We start from the raw sequence: 19,022 nt of genomic DNA on the forward strand, positions 1-19,022 counted from the left end.
TATCCTAAACACATAATCAATAACGAGTTCAGGCCTACCTCGGTAGGCCTTACATTATTTTAAATGCTGATGATAGCATCCAGCGAGGAGACTGATTATGTCTGATACCCCTGTATTCCACCTTGGCGTCACAAAAGCCGATCTACAAGGCGCAACCACTGCCATCATTCCTGGTGATCCTGCTCGCGTTGAAAAAATCGCGAACTTGATGGAAAACCCAACGTTTCTCGCCTCACAGCGTGAATATACCTTGTACCTCGGTTGGCTAGATGGCAAATCCGTGGTGGTTTGCTCAACCGGCATTGGTGGACCGTCAACGTCTATTGCGGTAGAAGAATTGGCGCAATTAGGCGTGAATACCTTCTTGCGTGTTGGTACTACAGGCGCTATCCAGCCTGACATTAACGTCGGTGATATGATCGTGACCACCGGCTCTGTACGTCTTGACGGTGCCAGTACTCACTTTGCACCGATGGAATTCCCAGCGGTGCCTGACTTTGATGTTGCGACCGCGATGAAAGCCGCCGTTGATGAAGATGGTGCTACCGTACATACAGGGGTGACCGCATCAAGTGATACCTTCTACCCTGGCCAAGAGCGTTATGACACCTTTAGCGGTCGCGTTGTGCGTCGTTTCCAAGGCTCAATGCAAGAATGGCAAGAGATGGGTGTGTTGAACTTTGAGATGGAATCGGCCACTTTGCTGACCATGTGTGCCAGCTCAGGCTTACGTGCTGGTTGTGTCGCGGGTGTGATTATCAACCGTACGCAAAAAGAAATCCCAGATCACGCGACCTTAAAAGAAACGGAAGCACGTTCGATCAAAGTGGTGGTGGAAGCGGCCCGTAAGCTACTATAAGCTAGCGCGATATCAGCTAGCGCGATATCGTTATCCTTGAACGCGGTGCCCTGATGAGCACCGCGTTTTTTATTGCCGACAAGGTTGTCGAACGTGTCGTATCGCCTTGCGTAAGCGATTAACTTGTTCTTACTTCGATAGTACCGCCAGCGGCAATAAACCAATCGTAAAGATGGGTGCGTAAGTTGGCCAGCTGGTCAGGGCCGATCAAAGCTAAACCCAGATCTGTACCCCGTGTAATATCGTGATGACGTAATGGTCTAAAGCTGACCAGCATCGCACGTGCTTGCAAGCCACCCAGTAAATCGCGCAAAGACTCTAATTTATACAGGGTGTCATCACCGTCGCTAGACATGCCTTTTGTCTTGCACTCAATGATATGAAGCTTATTGTTAACCACCATGGCGACATCTAACTCATTGCGGACTTCTCGCTCGCCAATTTGGCGATAAACCTGCATAGAAAGCGCACTGTCTTGAATGGTCGGTAACTCTTTTTGGATAGAAGTGACCGTGTGGTGCACGTAGCTTTCCAGCCATTCTCCGTTGGCAAAACGTCGGGCTTCCTCACAGCTAAAAGTGAGCACACCATTTTCGTAGCGCGCTAATCCCGCATCCGATAAATCGTCGAGCAGCATCCCAAGTTCGCGATAGCCTTGCTGTTTTTCACTCAATGCAACATCCAGGCACTGTTCTTTTCGGCAAGTGGTCGCTAAGTAATTTAAAGTGGCTAAGCCTGGGCCTAATTCATACGCATTGCTCGCCCATTTTTCTCCTAACCGATAAATATCATTGGTGAGGCAGCCGGTTTCCTCTTCATCGTGATCTGCGCAACGGGCACCAAAAATCGTCATGTACTCGGTCAAACTAATATGATCTTCAACCTGTTGCTGTGGAAGACCGTCGGGATAGAGCCAGCACAATTCGTCGCTGTAGGGCTCAATCACATAACAGGGCCATTGATAGGTTCTAAACACTTCGTAAGCAGACAATAATTGGTGGCGTAGGCCACAGCTCGCATTAAAAAGAATGTCTTCAGAAGATTGGGTGAGCTGTTCGGCAAGACGCTTTACTTGGCTTTTGACTTCTCGGATATTGATATCATCCGAGATTTCAAAAAACTCCGTTTCAATGCCTTTCGGGGCTAACACACGAGTGAGTCGCTCAAACTCGAGATCTTGTTCAAGCGTACCAATCAATACCAACTTACTGACAGGCAATTGTTGATGTAAAACCGGGGTAACGAGTCGGACTGGATCCGAATCAATGATTCCTACATGAATAGCCATAAATGCTCCAGGCGGGCTATGCGGCGACAACAAGCCGCTAAATGATAAGTATAGTTGCCAGACTCAACAGATGACATGGATCTAATATCCGTCTTCAACGTCAGGCTTTCAACCGTAGATCGCGTAAATAAGTGTAATTTGACAGAGTGCTGACCTTGAGGCGTCAGTGTCAGTGTTTTAACCGCAAGCCCAGCCAACGACGGCTCGATAGCTGGGCACGTGCGTGTGAGGAGACGCTAAGTCCGGCTTTGTTTGAGTGCTTGCTGACGCAATGTCGCAGTGAGCATATTTAACTCAGGGATCATACGCTGAATTAATGTTAACTGTTGCAGCACCATGCTTAACGGTGTGTTATCGACCCTATCATGAGCGGCGACGTTAGGCTCTGGGGTGTCGTGATACACAACGTCTGGGTGAGTGTCTGCCAGGTCGCCGGAGAGGGTTTTATCACCGGTTGATGCCACTTGAGTGGGTTGCTCGGTCGGCAGCTCGCGCCGGAGTCGTTCGGTTAACGCATTGAGTGATTGGTGAATGTCACGATGCAGCTGCGCCACTTTCTGATGATTAACCTCATCGTCCATGCGACGGCGGTGAGCGCCAAGCGCAGAAATATAGCTCAACATCGCATTGTTCAAACACAAAAACCGGAACGTCTCTTCAATGTTGGTGCGATAGCGTCCGGGCTCGACCAACATGTTACTGATGGCGGTGGTGAGCTCGGCATCGGCATTGTGTGCATGGCGACGTGCGATTCGGTAGGCGAGATTATCGCGTTTACCGACACGATATTGTGCGATCACATGGGCAAGGTAATCACGATTGGCTTGTAACGCCTCGGTCATGATCCCACGCAACCGGTGCGCTTGCCAATCGGGGAGCACGTAACGAACGGCGGCGACAGCAATCAGGCAGCCGATCACGGTATCTCCCAGCCGTGGCAAGATAACCGCAAAGCCCTGACCAAATTGGCTAAAGCACATGAGTACCAGCAGGGTGATAAACAGGGTCGCGAGCGTATACTGCACGGTACGAAAAGCGAAAAAGAGTACCCCCGTGATCACCATTAACGCTAACTGGCTGCTCGGATCGGGGAACAAATACAAAGCGGGCACACCTAATAGCAACCCACCCACGGTCCCTAGGATCCGTTCTTTGAGTTTGTTTCGCGTCGCCGAGTAGTTCGTCTGACAAACGAATTGAATCGTCATTAAGATCCAAAACCCATGTTCAAGCGATAGCCCTTGAATCACCCCATAGCCGGCGAGTAGTGACAAAGAGAGGCGCACCGCATGGCGAAAACGTAGCGATTTGAGTGTCATCTGACGACGGATCCGATACACCATTTCGCCCAGAGAGCGCGCATCGGGGTCGGCCAGTTCGCTTTCTTGTGTGCCATCATTGGCAGCTAAATTACTAAGGCTCGCCAACTGCTCCTCAACGGTCTCTAGGTTTTTATAGAGAAAATCGAGCTGATGAAGTAAGGCCATGCGTGAGGCATCTTGGGTTTGTTCAGCCAATAAATATTGCATCGATTGCTGGATGGCCAGTAACGCTTGCTGACCCGCTTTTGGGTGCTGGTAGCGCGCCCCGATCGATAACGCTTGTGCAACATTACGACAGGCGCTGGCCTGGGCATTGAGCAAGGCCTCAAAGCGAAACAAGATATCAGAATGGAAAAACTGCGCGGCAAGATCTTGATAACGATAGTGCGAAGAGCTGACACGTTCATGGATATCTTGGGCAATAAAATAGGTTTGCAGCAACGCTTGATGCCGTTTAGTCAATCGCCCTCGTCGTGCACGGGCCAGCAAAGATGCCTTGGCTTGGTTTAGTGCGGCGACGACTTGGGCATTTCGGTTCGCGGCGGCGATGCGGGTCGGCTGGGGGACCAATTCTGTCACAGGGTGAAATAGGTTCGATTTGGTTTCCATATAGGTCGCGGTTTGGCGAAATACCGCCGCGAGCCGATGCTGTACCGGACGATGAGGCCAGATGACAATCCATATCAGCGACAAAAGGCCATACCAGACTGCCCCTGATAGCAGCATCATGGGTTGTAACCACATATCACTGCCTTGCTCCATGCCTAGCATGGTATAGACCGCCAACAGTAACGACGCAAACGCAATGGTGCCATAGCGTTCACCAATGGCCCCTAACATGATAAAACCAAAACTCGACACGGTGAGGCCGATAGCAAATAACCATGGCGTGTCATATAAGAGCTCGACGGAAAACGCCGCCACAGTAAAACAGACCAAGGTGACACCAAGTGCGCGTACTCGGCCCCAAAAATGATCGTCCACTTCTGCCAGTGCCGAGGCGATGACGCCAAGGACGAGCGGGGTGACAATATCGGTACGTCCAGCATAACTGGCATACAAGGCAACGCCCATCAGCGCAATCAGCACACGAAGGCTGTCATTAATCCGGTGATTGGCCCAATACTCACGCAACGTGAGTGGCACGGTGGGAAAACGTGGCAGAGAAAAAGACATAAATAAACGTTATCGGCCAACAATGCTGGCAAGATACCAGAAACGGCCCGAGAAACTAACCCTGAATGCGTCTTTAAGCACCGCTTTTATCGTTTGGTTGCGGTAGGTCAATTCCTTAAGAGAATCGACGCTGAGAACAAGCTTTGTGGGCGAGTGAATTGATTTCTAGGGTGGTGAGCAGTAGCATGCCAAGCATCTTTTAAAGGCCGCGCCTATCCCTCATTGGCTGACTAACGTATTGATATGAAACTCTCTGCAAATCGCTGGGCACAATGGCTTGTTTATGGCGATCATTATAGTTTACAGCTAGAAAATGATGGCTTACTGCTCGAATCTCGCCACCATCGTCAATATATTCCCTTTTCTGCCTGGGATGGACAGCTCACTATTTCGCGTGGGTTACTCTGGGGAACCATCTCGTTGACTGGCTTCACAGAGCAAGGAGATGCTTATCCATTTGATGTGTTTGGCCTGCCTTGGCGACGTGCTAAACAGGCCGGTAAAGCCATTCACGCGCGTTATCAAGCCTATGTCGCACGCTATCAAAAACAGTTAGCGCTCATTCGACCGAGCTTGCTGGCTGACTATGAGGCGCTGGTGAACGCGCCAGGATACGTTCGCATGGCGCAATTACGCACTGCCCAGCAAACGTTATTGGATACGCTAGAAAGCGAGGGGATCCCAGCTGCTTTCCTTTCCCAGTTAGATGAAGACGTCGCCACCACGTTGACGCCGGTGTTGCAAGGCGATACCCATTGGCTGAAAACCCGTAACCAGCAATGGCAAGCGGCGATGCTCAACCAGTGGCAAACCTGGTTTGATCAGATTGAATCGTCACCACTGAATCCGGCGCAGCGTGAGGCTGTGCTTACCGATGAATCTCATACCTTGGTGGTGGCGGGGCCCGGTAGCGGCAAAACCAGCGTATTGGTGGCACGCGCTGCCTACTTAATTGAAAGTGGGCAAGCCAAGCCTGAGCAGCTTTTATTGCTTGCCTTTGGCCGTGATGCCGCGACTGAGCTTAAAACTCGGATCAAGACCAAAACCGGCCATGAGGTGAATGTCACCACTTTTCATGGCTTTGCCCGCCAGCAACTTGCCGAGCACCAAGGGCAGGCCCCTATCATTTCCTCGCTGGCCAGTGATGAGACCGCCAAAGCCGCCTGGCTGACTCAAGCACTCGCCGAGCAGTGGCAGCAGCCCAACACACATAAAGCATGGGAAAAACTGCATCAGCAGCACGCACTGCCGATTGATGATCAGGCCGAGCTCAGCGCGTGTGCCCATGAAAGTCGGTTGCACAGCTGGGTTTGGTCGCGTCTCTCCCGGGTGATCCAAGCCAATACCACCAAGCGTGCGCTGACCGATAAACTGGCAAGTTTTGAGGAGCAGATCGGGTTAAAAAACGAACTGGCGGTGATTTGGCCGTTGTATCAAGCCTATAAACAAGCACTAAAAGCGGAGAGCGCCGTTGATTTTGATGGACTGATCGCAAAAGCGACCAAGTTGTTCCAACAGCGAAAATTCGCCACGCCCATCCAGTTTGTGATGGTCGATGAATACCAAGACATTTCGCCGGCACGATTGGCGATGCTCGAGGCCTTGTGTCACGGCAAAACGGACAGTGAAATCTTAACGCCACGCGCCTCGTTATATGCCGTCGGGGATGATTGGCAAGCCATTTATCGTTTTGCCGGTGCCGATGTCAGTTTAACCACGGATTTTGCTCAGCGCTTTGGAGATAGTGAAATTTGCTGGCTGACCACCTGTTATCGCTATCCAGCAGCGTTGGGGGATATTGCGCAGCAGTTTATTTGCCAAAACCCCAAACAGCTCACTAAGCAATTGGATTACGCGCGCGACAAAGCATCGGCGAAAACGCCCAAAGCGATTAAAGTAATCACTGACGATAAGTTAGAAAAGACACTGGCAAGCCTTGCCAAAAAGCACGCCAAAACGACGCAACCCGTGACTGTGATGCTGATTGGTCGCACCCACTCTCGATGCCCTAACGATCTAGAAACTTGGCAGAAAGCTTATCCATCACTGGCGCTTCGTTATACCACCGCGCACGCCAGCAAGGGGCAAGAAGCCCACTATGTGTTTATTCTCGGCATGGATGAGGGAGTGTTTCCGGCCAAGCAACGCTCGCTGTCACTCGATGAGGCCTTATTAGGGAAAAATGAAGAGCCAATTGAACACGCGGAAGAACGGCGATTATTTTATGTCGCCCTGACGCGAGCCCAAAAACAAGTGTGGCTGGTGCACCAAAAAGGTCATGCCTCATCGTTTGTGGAGGAACTGAAAGGAAACCTTTGAGGCGGTCTCCCACACTATTAGCCATAGACGGCGTTAGTTATCGACAGACAGTGTGGGAAAAAAGATCACAAACGCTCGTCTAAGTACGCTTGATAATCAGGAATTTGGATATCGACATCCTGCCCGAATAGCGGCGACGTGATCATAAAGCGGGCGGTTGAGCGGTTGGTGGCAATCGGAATATTCCATACAGAGCCGACGCGCAGTAGCGCTTTAACATCTGGATCGTGTGGGACCGCATTGAGGGGATCCCAGAAGAAAATCATCACATCGATTTTTTGTTCAGAAATCATCGCCCCGAGTTGCTGATCCCCGCCCATTGGGCCGCTCATCAAAGGTGTTATTTTTAGCCCCGTTTCTCTTGCAAGGATGTGGCCCGTGGTGCCGGTGGCATAAAGCGCGTGCTGGCTCAGTATTTCTTTATTTTCTTTTACCCAGTCGCTCAGGGCATCTTTATAGTGATCATGCGCCACTAACGCGACGTGTTTGCGTGCAAGCATGGTGCGAGACGTTTGTTTCATAATCGATTCCATCTAAAACAAGGCGATTAACGCCAAACTGCGAATGAACAGTGTATTGAAGCCTACGCCAATCTTGCATCGAATTATAGCGTACACCTGACAAACGCCGAACATAGGCTGTTAGAGTTATCACATTATCAATAAAAACTCTCCAAGCACATGAAATGAAGTCTGTTTTTACAGCCAGTTGTTAATCAAGCACGCAAAAGTGGCGCGACAGTCCATCGAAGTGACAACAAAAAGGCTACAGTTAACTAACTAGGCAAGGGAAGCGCCTCGTTATACAGGAGAGTTTATGAGCAAGGAGTACGCGTATGTGGGTGACACTGGATTTTGAAGCATCCGGTTTGTCGTTAATGTCTTACCCGATTGAGGTAGGATACGTATTGCCAAATGGCGATAGTCAAAGTTTTTTAATTGATCCCTCCACCGCCAGTGGCCATTGGCATCACTGGGACCACGAAGCTGAATCCCGTATTCATGGTATCTCGCAAAAGACATTAGCCACAGAAGGCACCAGTGTATTGGCAGTATGTCAGCACCTTAACCAAACGCTCGCACCGTTTGAGCATGTATTGTGCGACAGCCAGTGGGACCTATTTTGGATGGGGCGGCTTTATAAAGCCTGCTATATGCGTCCTTCATTTACGTTAATGGAGGTAAACCAGTGGCTAAAAAAGCACAGTGATCTCGACCGACGTGATTTTAGTCGCGAAATGAAAGCATTGGGACCCGCCCCCCATCGTGCCGTCGAAGATGCATTACAAATTCGTCGTGCCCTTGAGAGCCTGTTAAAATAGTCGGCTTTTCAGCGCACGAGTAGGCTATCATGACAGCACCATCAACCCTGAGGTTTGCGCAATTTAACCTGTCTTTGGCAGGACGCAAGGCTGGCGACATTAAATCGCAGATGCAGGCACCAACGCCGAGTCGGCAAATTAAAAACCTCGCGGCCACCTTACAGCGCGTGCGACCTGATGTGGTGGTGCTGTGTGAATTTGATCACCCAGGCGATGGTGGCGATGATGGTGCACTGGCCGCATTTTGTGAGCGCCACTTAGCTAAATCGCAAGACGGCGACCCCCCGATTGATTATCCGTATCGCTATTTACCCGCCACCAACACGGGTTTAAAACTCACGGTGCCGGTCAGCGCGCATCCACGTTTAGCGGATGCTCAGCAGTGTCATGGCTTTGGCGACTATCATGGTCAGTTTGGCTTTGTGATCATATCGCGTTACCCCATTGAAGACACCGCGATTCGCACTTGGCAACACTTTGCGTGGCATCAGCTGCCTCACCATCAAATTCCGTCTGACTACTACACCGAAGCGGCGAAAAAAAAGCTACGTCTAGCTTCGAAAAACCTGGTCTCTGTGCCGATCAGTATCGGCGATCAGCAGATACGCTTGGTAGCGTGTCACCCCACACCGCCGGTGTTTGATGGGCCTGAAAAGCGTAATTGGCGACGCAACAGTGATGAGCTCCACCAGCTCGTTGGGCTATTGGATAATGCCGACTGGCTGGAGGACGACAAGGGCGTTTGTGGCGGGCTTTCTTCCGAGATACCTTTTGTGGTGATTGGCGATTTAAATGCGGACCCGAGCTACGGCGATGGGGATAAACAAGCCATTGGTGCCTTGCTTAACCATCCGCGTGTGCACCCTGATGTCGCCACTGGTGCGCAGGTGCCAAAAAGTGAGGCGGCCCAGTCTCACGCGTTTCGCTTTATCGATGGCAAAGGGCGGGCAATCGCTACCCATAACGGCGGGCTGCGCCTCGATTATGTCTTGCCTTCGCGAGAGCTGGCGGTGTTAGTCTCCGGCGTATTTTGGCCTGCCCCTGATGATGCCGACTACCCACTGATTTGTGATAAAAACGGCCAAGAACACGCGCGTGCCCACTCAGATCACCGCCTTGTTTGGGTCGATGTGGCGCTCAATTAGCGAGGCTGCGAGTCTAGCGCTACGCCTTCACGTTGACACGCGACTTCAGCGAGCCGTTTAGCTTGTTCGTCCGGTTTTAAAAAACAGCAAGTTGAGCAATAGCTGTGATCATCGACAGTAAAGATCCGGCAACAGCCGCCGCGCAAACGGAAGCTATGGGTTTGCAGCACGGTTTGGGTGTCGTTCGGATCGTAGACGGTGACATCGTGAAAACCACTGCGCTTGCTATAAAGCGGGGTGCCGCGTTGATGGACGATCGACAGCGCGGCTTCACGCGCGGCCTGCTCACAATCGCGATGCTTCCCTACCATTAAGAAAGCAATACAGATTGAATCCGCGATCACTTTCCATAGTGGCCCCTCACGCATACCACTTTGTTCGGCAATCGCATCGACGATGGGCGAAAAGTGATGCAATAAAGCACCATGCAAAATCGCTCGCCAGTCCTGGTGATCTTGCCGTCTCCATCCCTCAAGGGCGCTGAGATAAAAATGCGGCTTGTGATAAACAAGCTCTTGGCCATTGGGTTTAGTGACACGGGTAGGTTCGTATTTCACCTGCCAATTATCCAAGTCCAGTGATGGGATCTGCCCGCCTTGTAGCCAGCTTGCCAGCACCGGCAGCAAAAACTCATAGGCATAGGCGCCGATAAAAAGGGTGCCTTGTGCGCGGTTATCCGCATCGCCATAGGTGGCGTTCACTGCAGAAAAACAATGCGCCAGCCCTTGCGCGGTGGTGAGTTGCTTACGGAGCGAAACGCCTTTCACCGCATCAGGCACCATAGATAAGCCCAGGGCTGGCGGAAAAGAGGGCAGTGTCACTGTGGCGGGTAATGGTAATGCATCAACGGTAGGGTTAGCTGCGCTCATCAACACTCCTTTGAGTTGGCGCCTAAAAAAAAGAATTTACCACGTGATATAACCAATTGTAAGAGTGATTCGTATTTGGTTTAAGAGTATGGCTTGGCGAGAAAAAAAATGTAGCTTGGCGAGAAAAAATGATCGGTGCAGCGGATCCGACTGCACCGATATAAGGGGTATGCGTCTATCCCGGCTGGACCTGATAGCGCCCAGGCTTGTGATTCATCGCCAGCACGAGGTTAGTGGTAATCGCCGCGGCGACAGATAAGGCAATTAGCCATGGTTCAACGACCATCAGTGACAACACCACAATCGAGCAATCCAGCGCCATTTGCACTTTCCCGGCGCGGATGCCAAACCGTTGCTGCAAAAACAGCGCTAAGGTGTTAAACCCGCCCAAACTGCATTGATGCCGAAACATCACCAGCATGCCCATACCAATGAGGCCACCGCCAATCAAAGCGGCATAGACGGGATGAATACTTTGAATGGTGAGCACGTGATGTAAGTGATCAGCACAGAAAGACACAATGCTGACGGCGACCAAGGTACTTAAGGTGAAGCGTTTACCCATTTGGGTGTAAGCGAGCCAATAGAAAGGTAGGTTGATCACGAAGAAAAGCTCACCAAAACTAAAGTCGGTGACACGTTGTAAAAAGAGTGCCAGCCCAGCGGTACCGCCGGTGAGTAGGCCTACTTGGTTGAAAAAGAAGATACCAAGTGACACCAGACTACTCCCAATGAGTAGCGCCAATGCGTTTTCACGCTTGGAATGATTTCTATCCATACTTGCGTTCTATCCCTATAAAAACGACCGCTACACAATACGCTGCTTTTCAATGAGGTCGAGTCAAACATCCGTTTGATAACAAGTGAATAACAAATCAATGCGTACATTATCATTTACGTTGTGGGCGAGATCACGACAAAAATACGGCGCTACAGACCAAAGTCTAATCTACATTGTCTACAATCTTATTCTATTCTGGCTGTATTAAAGTTTTTAGGCGGTATTTATGTCTTTATTGTCGACAAATGACCAGGCTCTCGATCAACACACGCAATCGACTCCGGCTGAGTCACGTGAGCCCACCAAGTCAGCCAGCCTGACCGAGCAGCTTATCGAGGCGATTGTCACCGGTACCTATCCAGCAGGCACCAAGGTATCGGAAGCGGGATTAGCCGCCGCGTTTGGCGTCAGCCGAGGTCCACTGCGCGAGGCGATGATGCGGGTCGAAGCCTTAGGACTGGTAGAGCGGGTGCCTCATGTGGGCGCGAGAGTGGTGACGCTGACACATCGCCAATTAGCCGAGATCTACGCAGTGCGAGAAGCCTTAGAGGGCATGGCGGCAAGACTGGCGTGCGCGCACATCACCGATGCCGAGATCGATCAGTTAAGTGAGGTGCTCGCCACCCACCATGCCTATATCGAGCGGGTGGAGGGGGCGGCCTACTTTCATCAACAAGGCGACTTTGATTTTCATTATTGCATCATCAAAGCCAGCCATAACCAGAAACTGATCAACCTGTTATGTGGTGAGTTATACCACTTGCTGCGTATGTACCGCTTTCAATCGCCCCGGGCGCATTCTCGCCCCCAGCAAGCGCTGCAAGAGCACATGCAAATTTTGGCGGCAATTCGCGAGCGCGATGCCGAGCTGGCGGAAATGCTGATGCGTCGTCACATTCAGCGCAGCCGCCAACTGATTGAACAGCGAATAGCAGATTGAATAGTCACTGACGAATTAAAAATAGTGCGGCGGTGATCCCCGCTAAGCCACGAATTTACAAGGAGAATACGATGAGTGCAGGTGCGCGTTTTCGCCAAGCGGTGAGCAGCAATATTCCGCTGCAAGTCGTCGGCACAATTAACCCCTATTGCGCCATGATGGCAGAGCGGGTGGGGCATCAAGCTATTTATCTATCCGGAGGCGGGATTGCTAACGCCTCTTACGGCKTACCGGATTTGGGGATCACGACTCTCAACGATGTGTTGGAAGATGTTCGCCGGATCACCGCAGCGACCGACGTGCCCTTGCTGGTAGATATTGATACCGGTTTTGGCGGCGCGCTCAATATTGCCCGTACCATTCGTGAAATGGAACGTGCCGGCGCGGGCGCGGTGCATATGGAAGATCAAGTGGCGCAAAAGCGCTGCGGTCATCGTCCCAACAAAGAAATTGTCAGCCAAGCTGAAATGGTCGATCGCATTAAAGCGGCGGTGGATGCGCGCACCGATCCTGAGTTTGTGATCATGGCGCGCACCGATGCGTTGGCGGTGGAAGGCATGGACAGTGCCGTCGCCCGCGCCAGAGCGTACGTAGAAGCGGGCGCGGACATGATTTTCCCCGAAGCCATGCAAACGCTCGAGCAGTACCAAGCCTTTGTCGAGCAAGTAAAGGTGCCGGTATTGGCCAATATCACCGAGTTTGGGCAAACCCCACTGTTTACCAGCCAAGAGCTGGCGAGCGTGGGAGTCAGCATGGTGCTGTATCCGCTCTCTGCGTTTCGCGCCATGAACCAAGCCGCCCTCAATGTGTATCAACACCTACTGGATGATGGCCACCAAAAAAACGTGGTCGACACCATGCAAACCCGTGATGCGCTCTATGACTTCTTGGGGTATCACGCCTACGAACAGCAATTGGATCGCCTATTTGGCAAAGAGTGATCACAGACGCACACCCACGGTGTGAAAACGTCGGTTACACCACTGGAATTATCATCACGTTCACGGATTCATGCAGCGGTTGAATCTGATGGCATCAAAGGAAAGGAGCCAATCATGACAAATGTCGCCGTCGCACCTAACGAGAAACCAACCTCTGGCGCAGGCCTGCGTGGCCAAAGTGCCGGCACCACCGCCTTGTGTACGGTCGGGCAAACCGGCACTGGATTAACCTACCGGGGTTATGACATTACCGATTTAGCCAATCACGCCCAATTTGAGGAGGTGGCGTACCTGCTACTCAAGGGTCAACTTCCCAATCGCCAAGCACTGGCTGACTACACCGAAACCTTGGTTGGCAAGCGGGGATTACCTGACGCCTTAAAAGCGGTGCTGGAACGGATCCCGGCCAATGCGCACCCCATGGATGTGATGCGTACTGGCTGCTCGATGCTGGGTAATTTGGATCAAGAAACCGATTTTAGTGAGCAAACGGATAAAACCGATACGCTGTTGGCGATGTTACCGGCCATTATCTGCTATTGGTATCGCTATTCGCATGATGGCGTGCGGGTCGATACCTATCAGCCAGAGGTGAAAAGCATTGGTGGTTACTTCCTCAAAATGCTGACCGATGAAACCCCGTCGCCACTGCATGAATCTGTGATGCATTGCTCGCTGGTGCTGTATGCCGAGCATGAGTTCAATGCTTCGACCTTTACCGCCCGAGTGTGCGCGTCCACCTTGTCCGATTTGCACTCTTGCATTACTGCGGCCATCGGCAGTTTGCGCGGCCCATTGCATGGCGGTGCCAATGAAGCGGCGATGGCGATGCTAGAACAATGGCGCACACCTGACGAAGCCGAAGCCGGGTTAATGCAAATGCTCGCCAATAAAGACAAGGTGATGGGTTTTGGCCATGCAATTTACCGTGAGTCAGATCCCCGCAATGCCCTTATTAAACATTGGTCGAAACAGCTGGCGCAGAACGTACCAGACGCTTGGCTTTATGATGTGTCTAAGCGGGTTGAGCAAGTGATGAAGCGCGAGAAAGGCTTGTTCCCCAATGCCGATTTCTATCACGCATCGGCCTATCACTTTATGGGCATCCCGACCAAATTGTTTACCCCGATTTTTGTGATGAGCCGAGTAACGGGCTGGGCGGCGCATGTGTTTGAGCAGCGCGCCAATAACCGCATTATTCGTCCAAGTGCCGATTACGACGGCCCTGAACACCAAGATTGGCTACCTATCGATCAGCGCCCCTAATCGGCGCGCATTCACCCGATTGAAATTACAGAAGGAATTGACCATGAGCAACAACGTAGAACTGAACCAGCGCCCCGACCCCGATGCGTTATTGGTGCAAATTGCTGACTATGTCGATAGCACGCCGATTGCCTCAGCAGAAGCCTACAACACCGCGCGTAACTGCCTGATAGATACCCTTGGCTGTGGCTTGCTGGCGTTACGTTTCCCTGAATGCACCAAACACCTGGGTCCACTGGTGCCGGGTACTACAGTGCAACATGGTGCGCGTGTGCCGGGCACCTCTCATGAGCTTGATCCGGTCACTGCCGCGTTTAACATCGGTTGTATTATTCGCTGGCTCGATTTTAACGATACTTGGCTCGCCGCCGAGTGGGGCCATCCGTCCGATAACCTAGGTGGAATTTTGGCCACCGCCGATTATTTAAGCCGTGTGGCCGTGGCCGAAGGCAAACCGCCGCTTACCATGCGCGATGTGCTGACTGCGATGATCAAAGCGCATGAGATCCAAGGCGTACTTGCACTCGAGAATAGCTTTAACCGTGTCGGGCTCGATCACGTTTTACTGGTGCGCGTGGCGTCGACGGCGGTGGTCACCAAAATGCTGGGCGGTAATCGTGACCAGATCATTGATGCCGTTTCACAAGCGTGGGTCGATGGTTGTGCACTGCGCACCTACCGCCATGCGCCGAACGCCGGTTCACGCAAATCGTGGGCGGCGGGCGATGCCACTTCTCGCGCGGTGCGTTTGGCGATGATCACCATGAAAGGTGAAATGGGAATGCCGTCGGTACTCAGCGCGCCCAAATGGGGCTATTACGATGTGCTGTTTAACGGTAATCCCTTTAGTATCAAACAAGACTTTGCCAGCTACGTGATGGAAAACGTGCTGTTTAAGATTTCCTTCCCTGCTGAGTTTCATGCTCAAACCGCGGTGGAAGCGGCCGTTACCTTGCATGCACAGGTTAAAGACCGGGCTGACGAGATTGAACGTATTGAAATCACCACCCATGAATCGGCCATTCGCATCATTTCTAAAGAAGGGGAGTTGGCCAACCCGGCCGACCGTGACCACTGCCTGCAATATATGGTGGCGGTGCCGCTGTTATACGGCAATCTGGTGGCCGAGCACTATGAAGATGCCTTCCATTACGCCGACCCGCGTATTGACGCGCTACGGCAAAAAATGGTGATCAAAGAAGACCCACGCTATAGCGCGGAATACCTAGAAGCCGACAAGCGCTCGATTGCCAATGCGATCCAAATCTTCTTTACCGATGGTAGCCACACTGAACAAGTCGCGGTGGAATATCCGATTGGTCATCGCCGTCGCCGCGAGGAAGGGATCCCTGTGCTGGAGCAAAAATTCCGCTCCAACTTGGCAACCCGGTTCCCGCAAGCACAGAGCGATAAAATTGCCGCCTTATGTAACGACCAGGCCGCGCTGGAGAAAACCCCGGTGCACGAATTTATGTCGCTGTTTGTGATTAACTAAGCACGTTCTCAACACGTTGCTTGCTAACTCATCGCTCGCTGATAGCGGGCGATAAGGAGCCGCTTATGCAAGAAGCCAGTTATCAACACCACGCGGATTGGGCTAGCCGTGATCCCGAGGGATTTTGGCAGGCACAGGCCAAACAGCTCGATTGGTTTACCTTTCCTCAAACCATGCTTAGCAAAGACGACAATGGCATTGAGCGCTGGTTTGCCGATGGCACTATGAACACCGCGTATATGGCACTCGATGCCCATGTCGAACAAGGCCGGGGCGAGCAAACCGCGCTGATTTACGACTCACCGGTTACCGATAAAAAAACCACCTACACCTATGCGGCGCTGCGTGACTATGTGGCGAAAGTGGCGGGCATGCTGGCAGGGCTAGGGGTTGAAAAAGGGGATCGCGTGGTGATTTATATGCCCATGATCCCAGAAGCAACCGTAGCGATGCTCGCTTGCGCACGGCTTGGTGCTATTCATTCGGTGGTGTTTGGTGGCTTTGCCCCGAACGAGCTGGCGGTAAGGATTGAAGATGCGGAGCCCAAAGCGGTGCTTACCGCCTCATGCGGGATTGAAGGCGAGAAAACCTTGGCCTACAAGCCGATGGTTGATCAAGCCATCATGGACAGCCGCTACAAACCCGACCATGTGGTGGTCTATCAACGTGCAATGTGCCGCGCCAATTTAGACAACCCGCGTGATGCCGACTGGGCAGCGCTATTAGCCGAAGCCACACCTGCAGCACCGGTGCCAGTCAAAGCCACCGATCCTTTGTATATCCTCTACACCTCTGGCACTACCGGCAAACCCAAAGGCGTGGTACGTGACAATGGCGGCCATGCGGTGGCGATGAAGTACAGCATGAGCGCGATTTATAACGTCAAACCCGGTGAAGTGTTTTGGGCCGCGTCGGATGTCGGCTGGGTAGTGGGGCACTCGTATATTGTGTATGCCCCTTTGCTACACGGCTGCACCACGGTGATGTTTGAAGGCAAGCCAGTCGGTACACCGGATGCGGGTGCGTTTTGGCGCGTGGTTGATACATATAACGTCAGCATCTTGTTCTCGGCGCCTACCGCCTTTCGGGCGATTAAAAAACAAGATCCAAACGGTGATCACCTTGCGCGCTATCCAATGACATCTTTACGTACGGTGTTTATGGCCGGCGAACGGCTTGATCCACCGACATTGGAATGGGTGGAAGAAAAGACTCAGCGACCCGTGGTTGATCACTGGTGGCAAACCGAAACTGGCTGGGCGATTGCAGGCAATCCATTAGGGTTAACCTGCTTTGCGACCAAGCCCGGTTCGGCAACCATGCCAAGTCCTGGCTATCAAGTGCAGATCCTTGATGAAATGGGCGAACTGGCGGCGCCAAACCAACAAGGATATATTGCGATAAAACGGCCCCTGCCGCCTAGCTGCCTGCCCACGGTGTGGCGTAACCACGATCGCTTTGAAGCCGGCTATCTCAGCCAGTTCCCCGGCTATTATGTGTCTGGTGATGGGGGTTACATGGATGAAGATGGCTACGTGTTTGTGATGGGACGGATTGACGATGTGATTAACGTCGCGGGCCACCGTTTATCGACTGGCGAAATGGAAGAGGTGTTAGGCAGCCATGAAGCGGTCGCCGAATGTGCGGTGGTGGGCATGCACGATGAGCTTAAAGGCCAATTGCCGCTCGGCTTAGTGGTGCTGAAAGACGGCTTTGTCTCAGTGAGTGGCGAGATAGAACTGGAATTGGTGCAGCGTGTGCGTGACAGAATTGGCGCAATTGCTTGCTTTAAACAAGCAGTTATCGTCGATAAGTTACCCAAAACACGCTCAGGTAAAATCTTGCGCCGTATTATTCGCCAAATGGCGGATGGCGAGTCGTATCAAGTCCCCTCGACCATTGATGACCCTAGCAGTTTGGAGGCGATTGCCTCGGCGTTGTCATCGTAAGCTTTGTTATTCAAGCTTTATTATTTAGGCCTTGTTATTCAGGGCTTGCTATTTAGAGCTTGTCATTCTGAGCGCGACAATAGGTGCGACAACGCGTGGTATCACAGCAATACCACGCGTTAAGATAAGAGCGCGCTTATTGAGTGATGCGCGGGCTTATTGAATCAAACACGCAAACCCTTTGAGGTAGAAACCTTCTGGATAAGCACTGTGAGTGGGGTGATCCGCGGCTTGTGCAAAGCGTTCGATAAACTGCACGTTTTTACCCGCATCTAATGCCGCGTCCGCCAAGATCTTTTGGAATAACCCTGAGTCCATCAGCCCTGAACATGAATAACTGAGCAGCACACCGCCTGGGTTTAGCAGCTGCATGGCGAGCATATTGATATCTTTATAACCGCGGCATGCGCCGTTCAGTTGTGATTTCGATTCGGCAAACTTGGGTGGGTCCATCACAATGACGTCAAACCGTTCGCCTTGTTCGCGATAAGTGCGCAGCAGCTTGAACACATCAGCATTCACAAACTCAGCACGGGTGAGATCAAAGCCGTTACGTTCGGCATTGGCTTTGGCTCTATCGAGCGCCGGCTGTGACACATCCACATTGATGACCTGTTTGGCATTGCCTTTTTGCGCATACAAGCCAAAGCCGCCCGTATAGCAAAAGCAGTTTAAGACGCGTTTGCCATCCATATACTTAACCGCTTGCTCGCGGCTATCACGCTGGTCGAGATAAAAACCGGTTTTATGGCCCTTGGTAATGTCGACCTCAATCGCCACCCCATTTTCTTCGATGATGACAGTGGCGGGTGGCTCGTCACCGTGTAATACGCCGATACGTGGTTTCAACCCCTCCTTTTTGCGAATCGCAACATCCGAGCGCTCGTAAATATGGCAGTCAGGAAATTCGCTACGCAGCGCGGTGACCAGGTTATCGCGTTGGGCATCCGCGCCGGCGCTCAGCAATTGGCACACTAGGTAGTTATCGTATTTATCCACGGTAATGCCGGGCACACCGTCTGACTCGGCGGCCAATAGACGGTAACCGGTTAAGCCATCACGCTCGGCGAGCATGGTACGCAGTGGCTTAGCCGCACGAATACGGGCGAGGAAAAAGTCACTGTCGATGACGGTTTTCTCAAAGCACCACATGCGTACCCGAATTTGTGATTGCGGCGAGAATGCCCCTAGGCCTAAAAATTCGCCTTGATGATCACAAACAGTGACAGTGTCACCTAATCCGGGCTTGCCTTCAACGCGGGTGATTCCTCGCGAGAAAATCCAAGGATGGCGGCGTTTGATTGATTTATCGCGGCCTTTGGCGAGATACACAGTGGCAGTCATGATGGTT

General features: G+C 52.0%; 15 protein-coding genes. 9 read left to right on the top strand and 6 right to left on the bottom strand.

Annotated features, from left to right (window positions below; all coding sequences use genetic code 11):
• Positions 1–97 precede the first annotated feature (97 nt).
• Entirely contained in the window at positions 98–859 is a 762-nt protein-coding gene (gene udp, locus BZG76_RS09120) for a uridine phosphorylase (protein ID WP_077461078.1), read from the top strand.
• 118 nt (positions 860–977) lie between these two features.
• On the opposite strand, the gene BZG76_RS09125 is transcribed toward udp, so the two are convergent.
• Entirely contained in the window at positions 978–2,147 is a 1,170-nt protein-coding gene (locus BZG76_RS09125; protein ID WP_077461079.1) for a Card1-like endonuclease domain-containing protein, read from the bottom strand.
• Positions 2,148–2,383: 236 nt separating this feature from the next.
• Positions 2,384–4,645 (bottom strand): YccS family putative transporter, encoded by a 2,262-nt coding sequence (gene yccS / locus BZG76_RS09130; RefSeq protein WP_077461080.1) that lies wholly within the window; start codon positions 4,643–4,645, stop codon positions 2,384–2,386.
• Between the two features lie 243 nt (positions 4,646–4,888).
• Here yccS and helD point away from each other — a divergent pair, with 243 nt between their 5' ends.
• Entirely contained in the window at positions 4,889–6,964 is a 2,076-nt protein-coding gene (helD, locus tag BZG76_RS09135) for a DNA helicase IV (RefSeq protein WP_077461081.1), read from the top strand.
• Positions 6,965–7,029: 65 nt separating this feature from the next.
• Here helD and BZG76_RS09140 read toward each other — a convergent pair whose 3' ends face one another.
• Positions 7,030–7,485 carry a methylglyoxal synthase gene (locus tag BZG76_RS09140; protein ID WP_025744664.1) on the bottom strand — a complete coding sequence of 152 codons (456 nt, stop codon included), beginning with the start codon at positions 7,483–7,485 and terminating at the stop codon, positions 7,030–7,032.
• A 314-nt stretch (positions 7,486–7,799) separates the two neighbouring features.
• On the opposite strand from BZG76_RS09140, the gene BZG76_RS09145 reads away from it, so the two are divergent.
• Positions 7,800–8,285 carry a hypothetical protein gene (locus BZG76_RS09145; protein WP_025744663.1) on the top strand — a complete coding sequence of 162 codons (486 nt, stop codon included), beginning with the start codon at positions 7,800–7,802 and terminating at the stop codon, positions 8,283–8,285.
• 29 nt (positions 8,286–8,314) lie between these two features.
• Complete coding sequence (locus BZG76_RS09150; protein WP_108743666.1) at positions 8,315–9,430, top strand: endonuclease/exonuclease/phosphatase family protein; 1,116 nt, start codon at positions 8,315–8,317, stop codon at positions 9,428–9,430.
• Here BZG76_RS09150 and BZG76_RS09155 read toward each other — a convergent pair.
• Together BZG76_RS09155 and BZG76_RS09160 are read right to left on the bottom strand one after the other, a co-directional pair.
• Positions 9,427–10,299 carry a (2Fe-2S)-binding protein gene (locus BZG76_RS09155; protein WP_077461082.1) on the bottom strand — a complete coding sequence of 291 codons (873 nt, stop codon included), beginning with the start codon at positions 10,297–10,299 and terminating at the stop codon, positions 9,427–9,429. The genes BZG76_RS09150 and BZG76_RS09155 overlap by 4 nt on opposite strands.
• A 175-nt stretch (positions 10,300–10,474) precedes the next feature.
• Complete coding sequence (locus tag BZG76_RS09160; RefSeq protein ID WP_077461083.1) at positions 10,475–11,077, bottom strand: YitT family protein; 603 nt, start codon at positions 11,075–11,077, stop codon at positions 10,475–10,477.
• A gap of 229 nt (positions 11,078–11,306) precedes the next feature.
• On the opposite strand from BZG76_RS09160, the gene BZG76_RS09165 reads away from it, so the two are divergent.
• From BZG76_RS09165 to BZG76_RS09185, 5 genes are all read left to right on the top strand, one after another.
• Positions 11,307–12,020, top strand: coding sequence for a GntR family transcriptional regulator (locus BZG76_RS09165; protein ID WP_077461084.1), 714 nt, complete (start codon positions 11,307–11,309; stop codon positions 12,018–12,020).
• Between the two features lie 71 nt (positions 12,021–12,091).
• Positions 12,092–12,961: a methylisocitrate lyase gene (gene prpB / locus BZG76_RS09170; protein ID WP_077461085.1), complete on the top strand. Its 870-nt coding sequence runs from the start codon at positions 12,092–12,094 to the stop codon at positions 12,959–12,961.
• A gap of 114 nt (positions 12,962–13,075) precedes the next feature.
• Positions 13,076–14,227, top strand: coding sequence for a bifunctional 2-methylcitrate synthase/citrate synthase (prpC, locus tag BZG76_RS09175; RefSeq protein WP_077461086.1), 1,152 nt, complete (start codon positions 13,076–13,078; stop codon positions 14,225–14,227).
• A 43-nt stretch (positions 14,228–14,270) separates the two neighbouring features.
• Positions 14,271–15,722 (top strand): bifunctional 2-methylcitrate dehydratase/aconitate hydratase, encoded by a 1,452-nt coding sequence (locus tag BZG76_RS09180; RefSeq protein ID WP_077461087.1) that lies wholly within the window; start codon positions 14,271–14,273, stop codon positions 15,720–15,722.
• Positions 15,723–15,787: 65 nt separating this feature from the next.
• Positions 15,788–17,671 (top strand): propionyl-CoA synthetase, encoded by a 1,884-nt coding sequence (locus BZG76_RS09185; RefSeq protein WP_077461088.1) that lies wholly within the window; start codon positions 15,788–15,790, stop codon positions 17,669–17,671.
• Between the two features lie 156 nt (positions 17,672–17,827).
• On the opposite strand, the gene BZG76_RS09190 is transcribed toward BZG76_RS09185, so the two are convergent.
• On the bottom strand, positions 17,828–19,015 hold the full coding sequence (locus tag BZG76_RS09190) for a class I SAM-dependent methyltransferase (RefSeq protein ID WP_077461089.1): 1,188 nt from the start codon (positions 19,013–19,015) through the stop codon (positions 17,828–17,830).
• Positions 19,016–19,022 lie beyond the last annotated feature (7 nt).

The sequence above is a fragment of the Salinivibrio sp. AR647 genome (genome assembly GCF_001995415.1).
Lineage (GTDB): Bacteria > Pseudomonadota > Gammaproteobacteria > Enterobacterales > Vibrionaceae > Salinivibrio > Salinivibrio costicola.

Bases quoted from the DNA above. Each gene is read 5' to 3' on its own strand.
- udp (WP_077461078.1), top strand. From the start codon at position 98: ATGTCTGATACCCCTGTATTCCACCTTGGCGTCACAAAAGCCGATCTA.
- BZG76_RS09125 (WP_077461079.1), bottom strand. From the start codon at position 2,147: ATGGCTATTCATGTAGGAATCATTGATTCGGATCCAGTCCGACTCGTT.
- yccS (WP_077461080.1), bottom strand. From the start codon at position 4,645: ATGTCTTTTTCTCTGCCACGTTTTCCCACCGTGCCACTCACGTTGCGT.
- helD (WP_077461081.1), top strand. From the start codon at position 4,889: ATGAAACTCTCTGCAAATCGCTGGGCACAATGGCTTGTTTATGGCGAT.
- BZG76_RS09140 (WP_025744664.1), bottom strand. From the start codon at position 7,485: ATGAAACAAACGTCTCGCACCATGCTTGCACGCAAACACGTCGCGTTA.
- BZG76_RS09145 (WP_025744663.1), top strand. From the start codon at position 7,800: ATGTGGGTGACACTGGATTTTGAAGCATCCGGTTTGTCGTTAATGTCT.
- BZG76_RS09150 (WP_108743666.1), top strand. From the start codon at position 8,315: ATGACAGCACCATCAACCCTGAGGTTTGCGCAATTTAACCTGTCTTTG.
- BZG76_RS09155 (WP_077461082.1), bottom strand. From the start codon at position 10,299: ATGAGCGCAGCTAACCCTACCGTTGATGCATTACCATTACCCGCCACA.
- BZG76_RS09160 (WP_077461083.1), bottom strand. From the start codon at position 11,077: ATGGATAGAAATCATTCCAAGCGTGAAAACGCATTGGCGCTACTCATT.
- BZG76_RS09165 (WP_077461084.1), top strand. From the start codon at position 11,307: ATGTCTTTATTGTCGACAAATGACCAGGCTCTCGATCAACACACGCAA.
- prpC (WP_077461086.1), top strand. From the start codon at position 13,076: ATGACAAATGTCGCCGTCGCACCTAACGAGAAACCAACCTCTGGCGCA.
- BZG76_RS09180 (WP_077461087.1), top strand. From the start codon at position 14,271: ATGAGCAACAACGTAGAACTGAACCAGCGCCCCGACCCCGATGCGTTA.
- BZG76_RS09185 (WP_077461088.1), top strand. From the start codon at position 15,788: ATGCAAGAAGCCAGTTATCAACACCACGCGGATTGGGCTAGCCGTGAT.
- BZG76_RS09190 (WP_077461089.1), bottom strand. From the start codon at position 19,015: ATGACTGCCACTGTGTATCTCGCCAAAGGCCGCGATAAATCAATCAAA.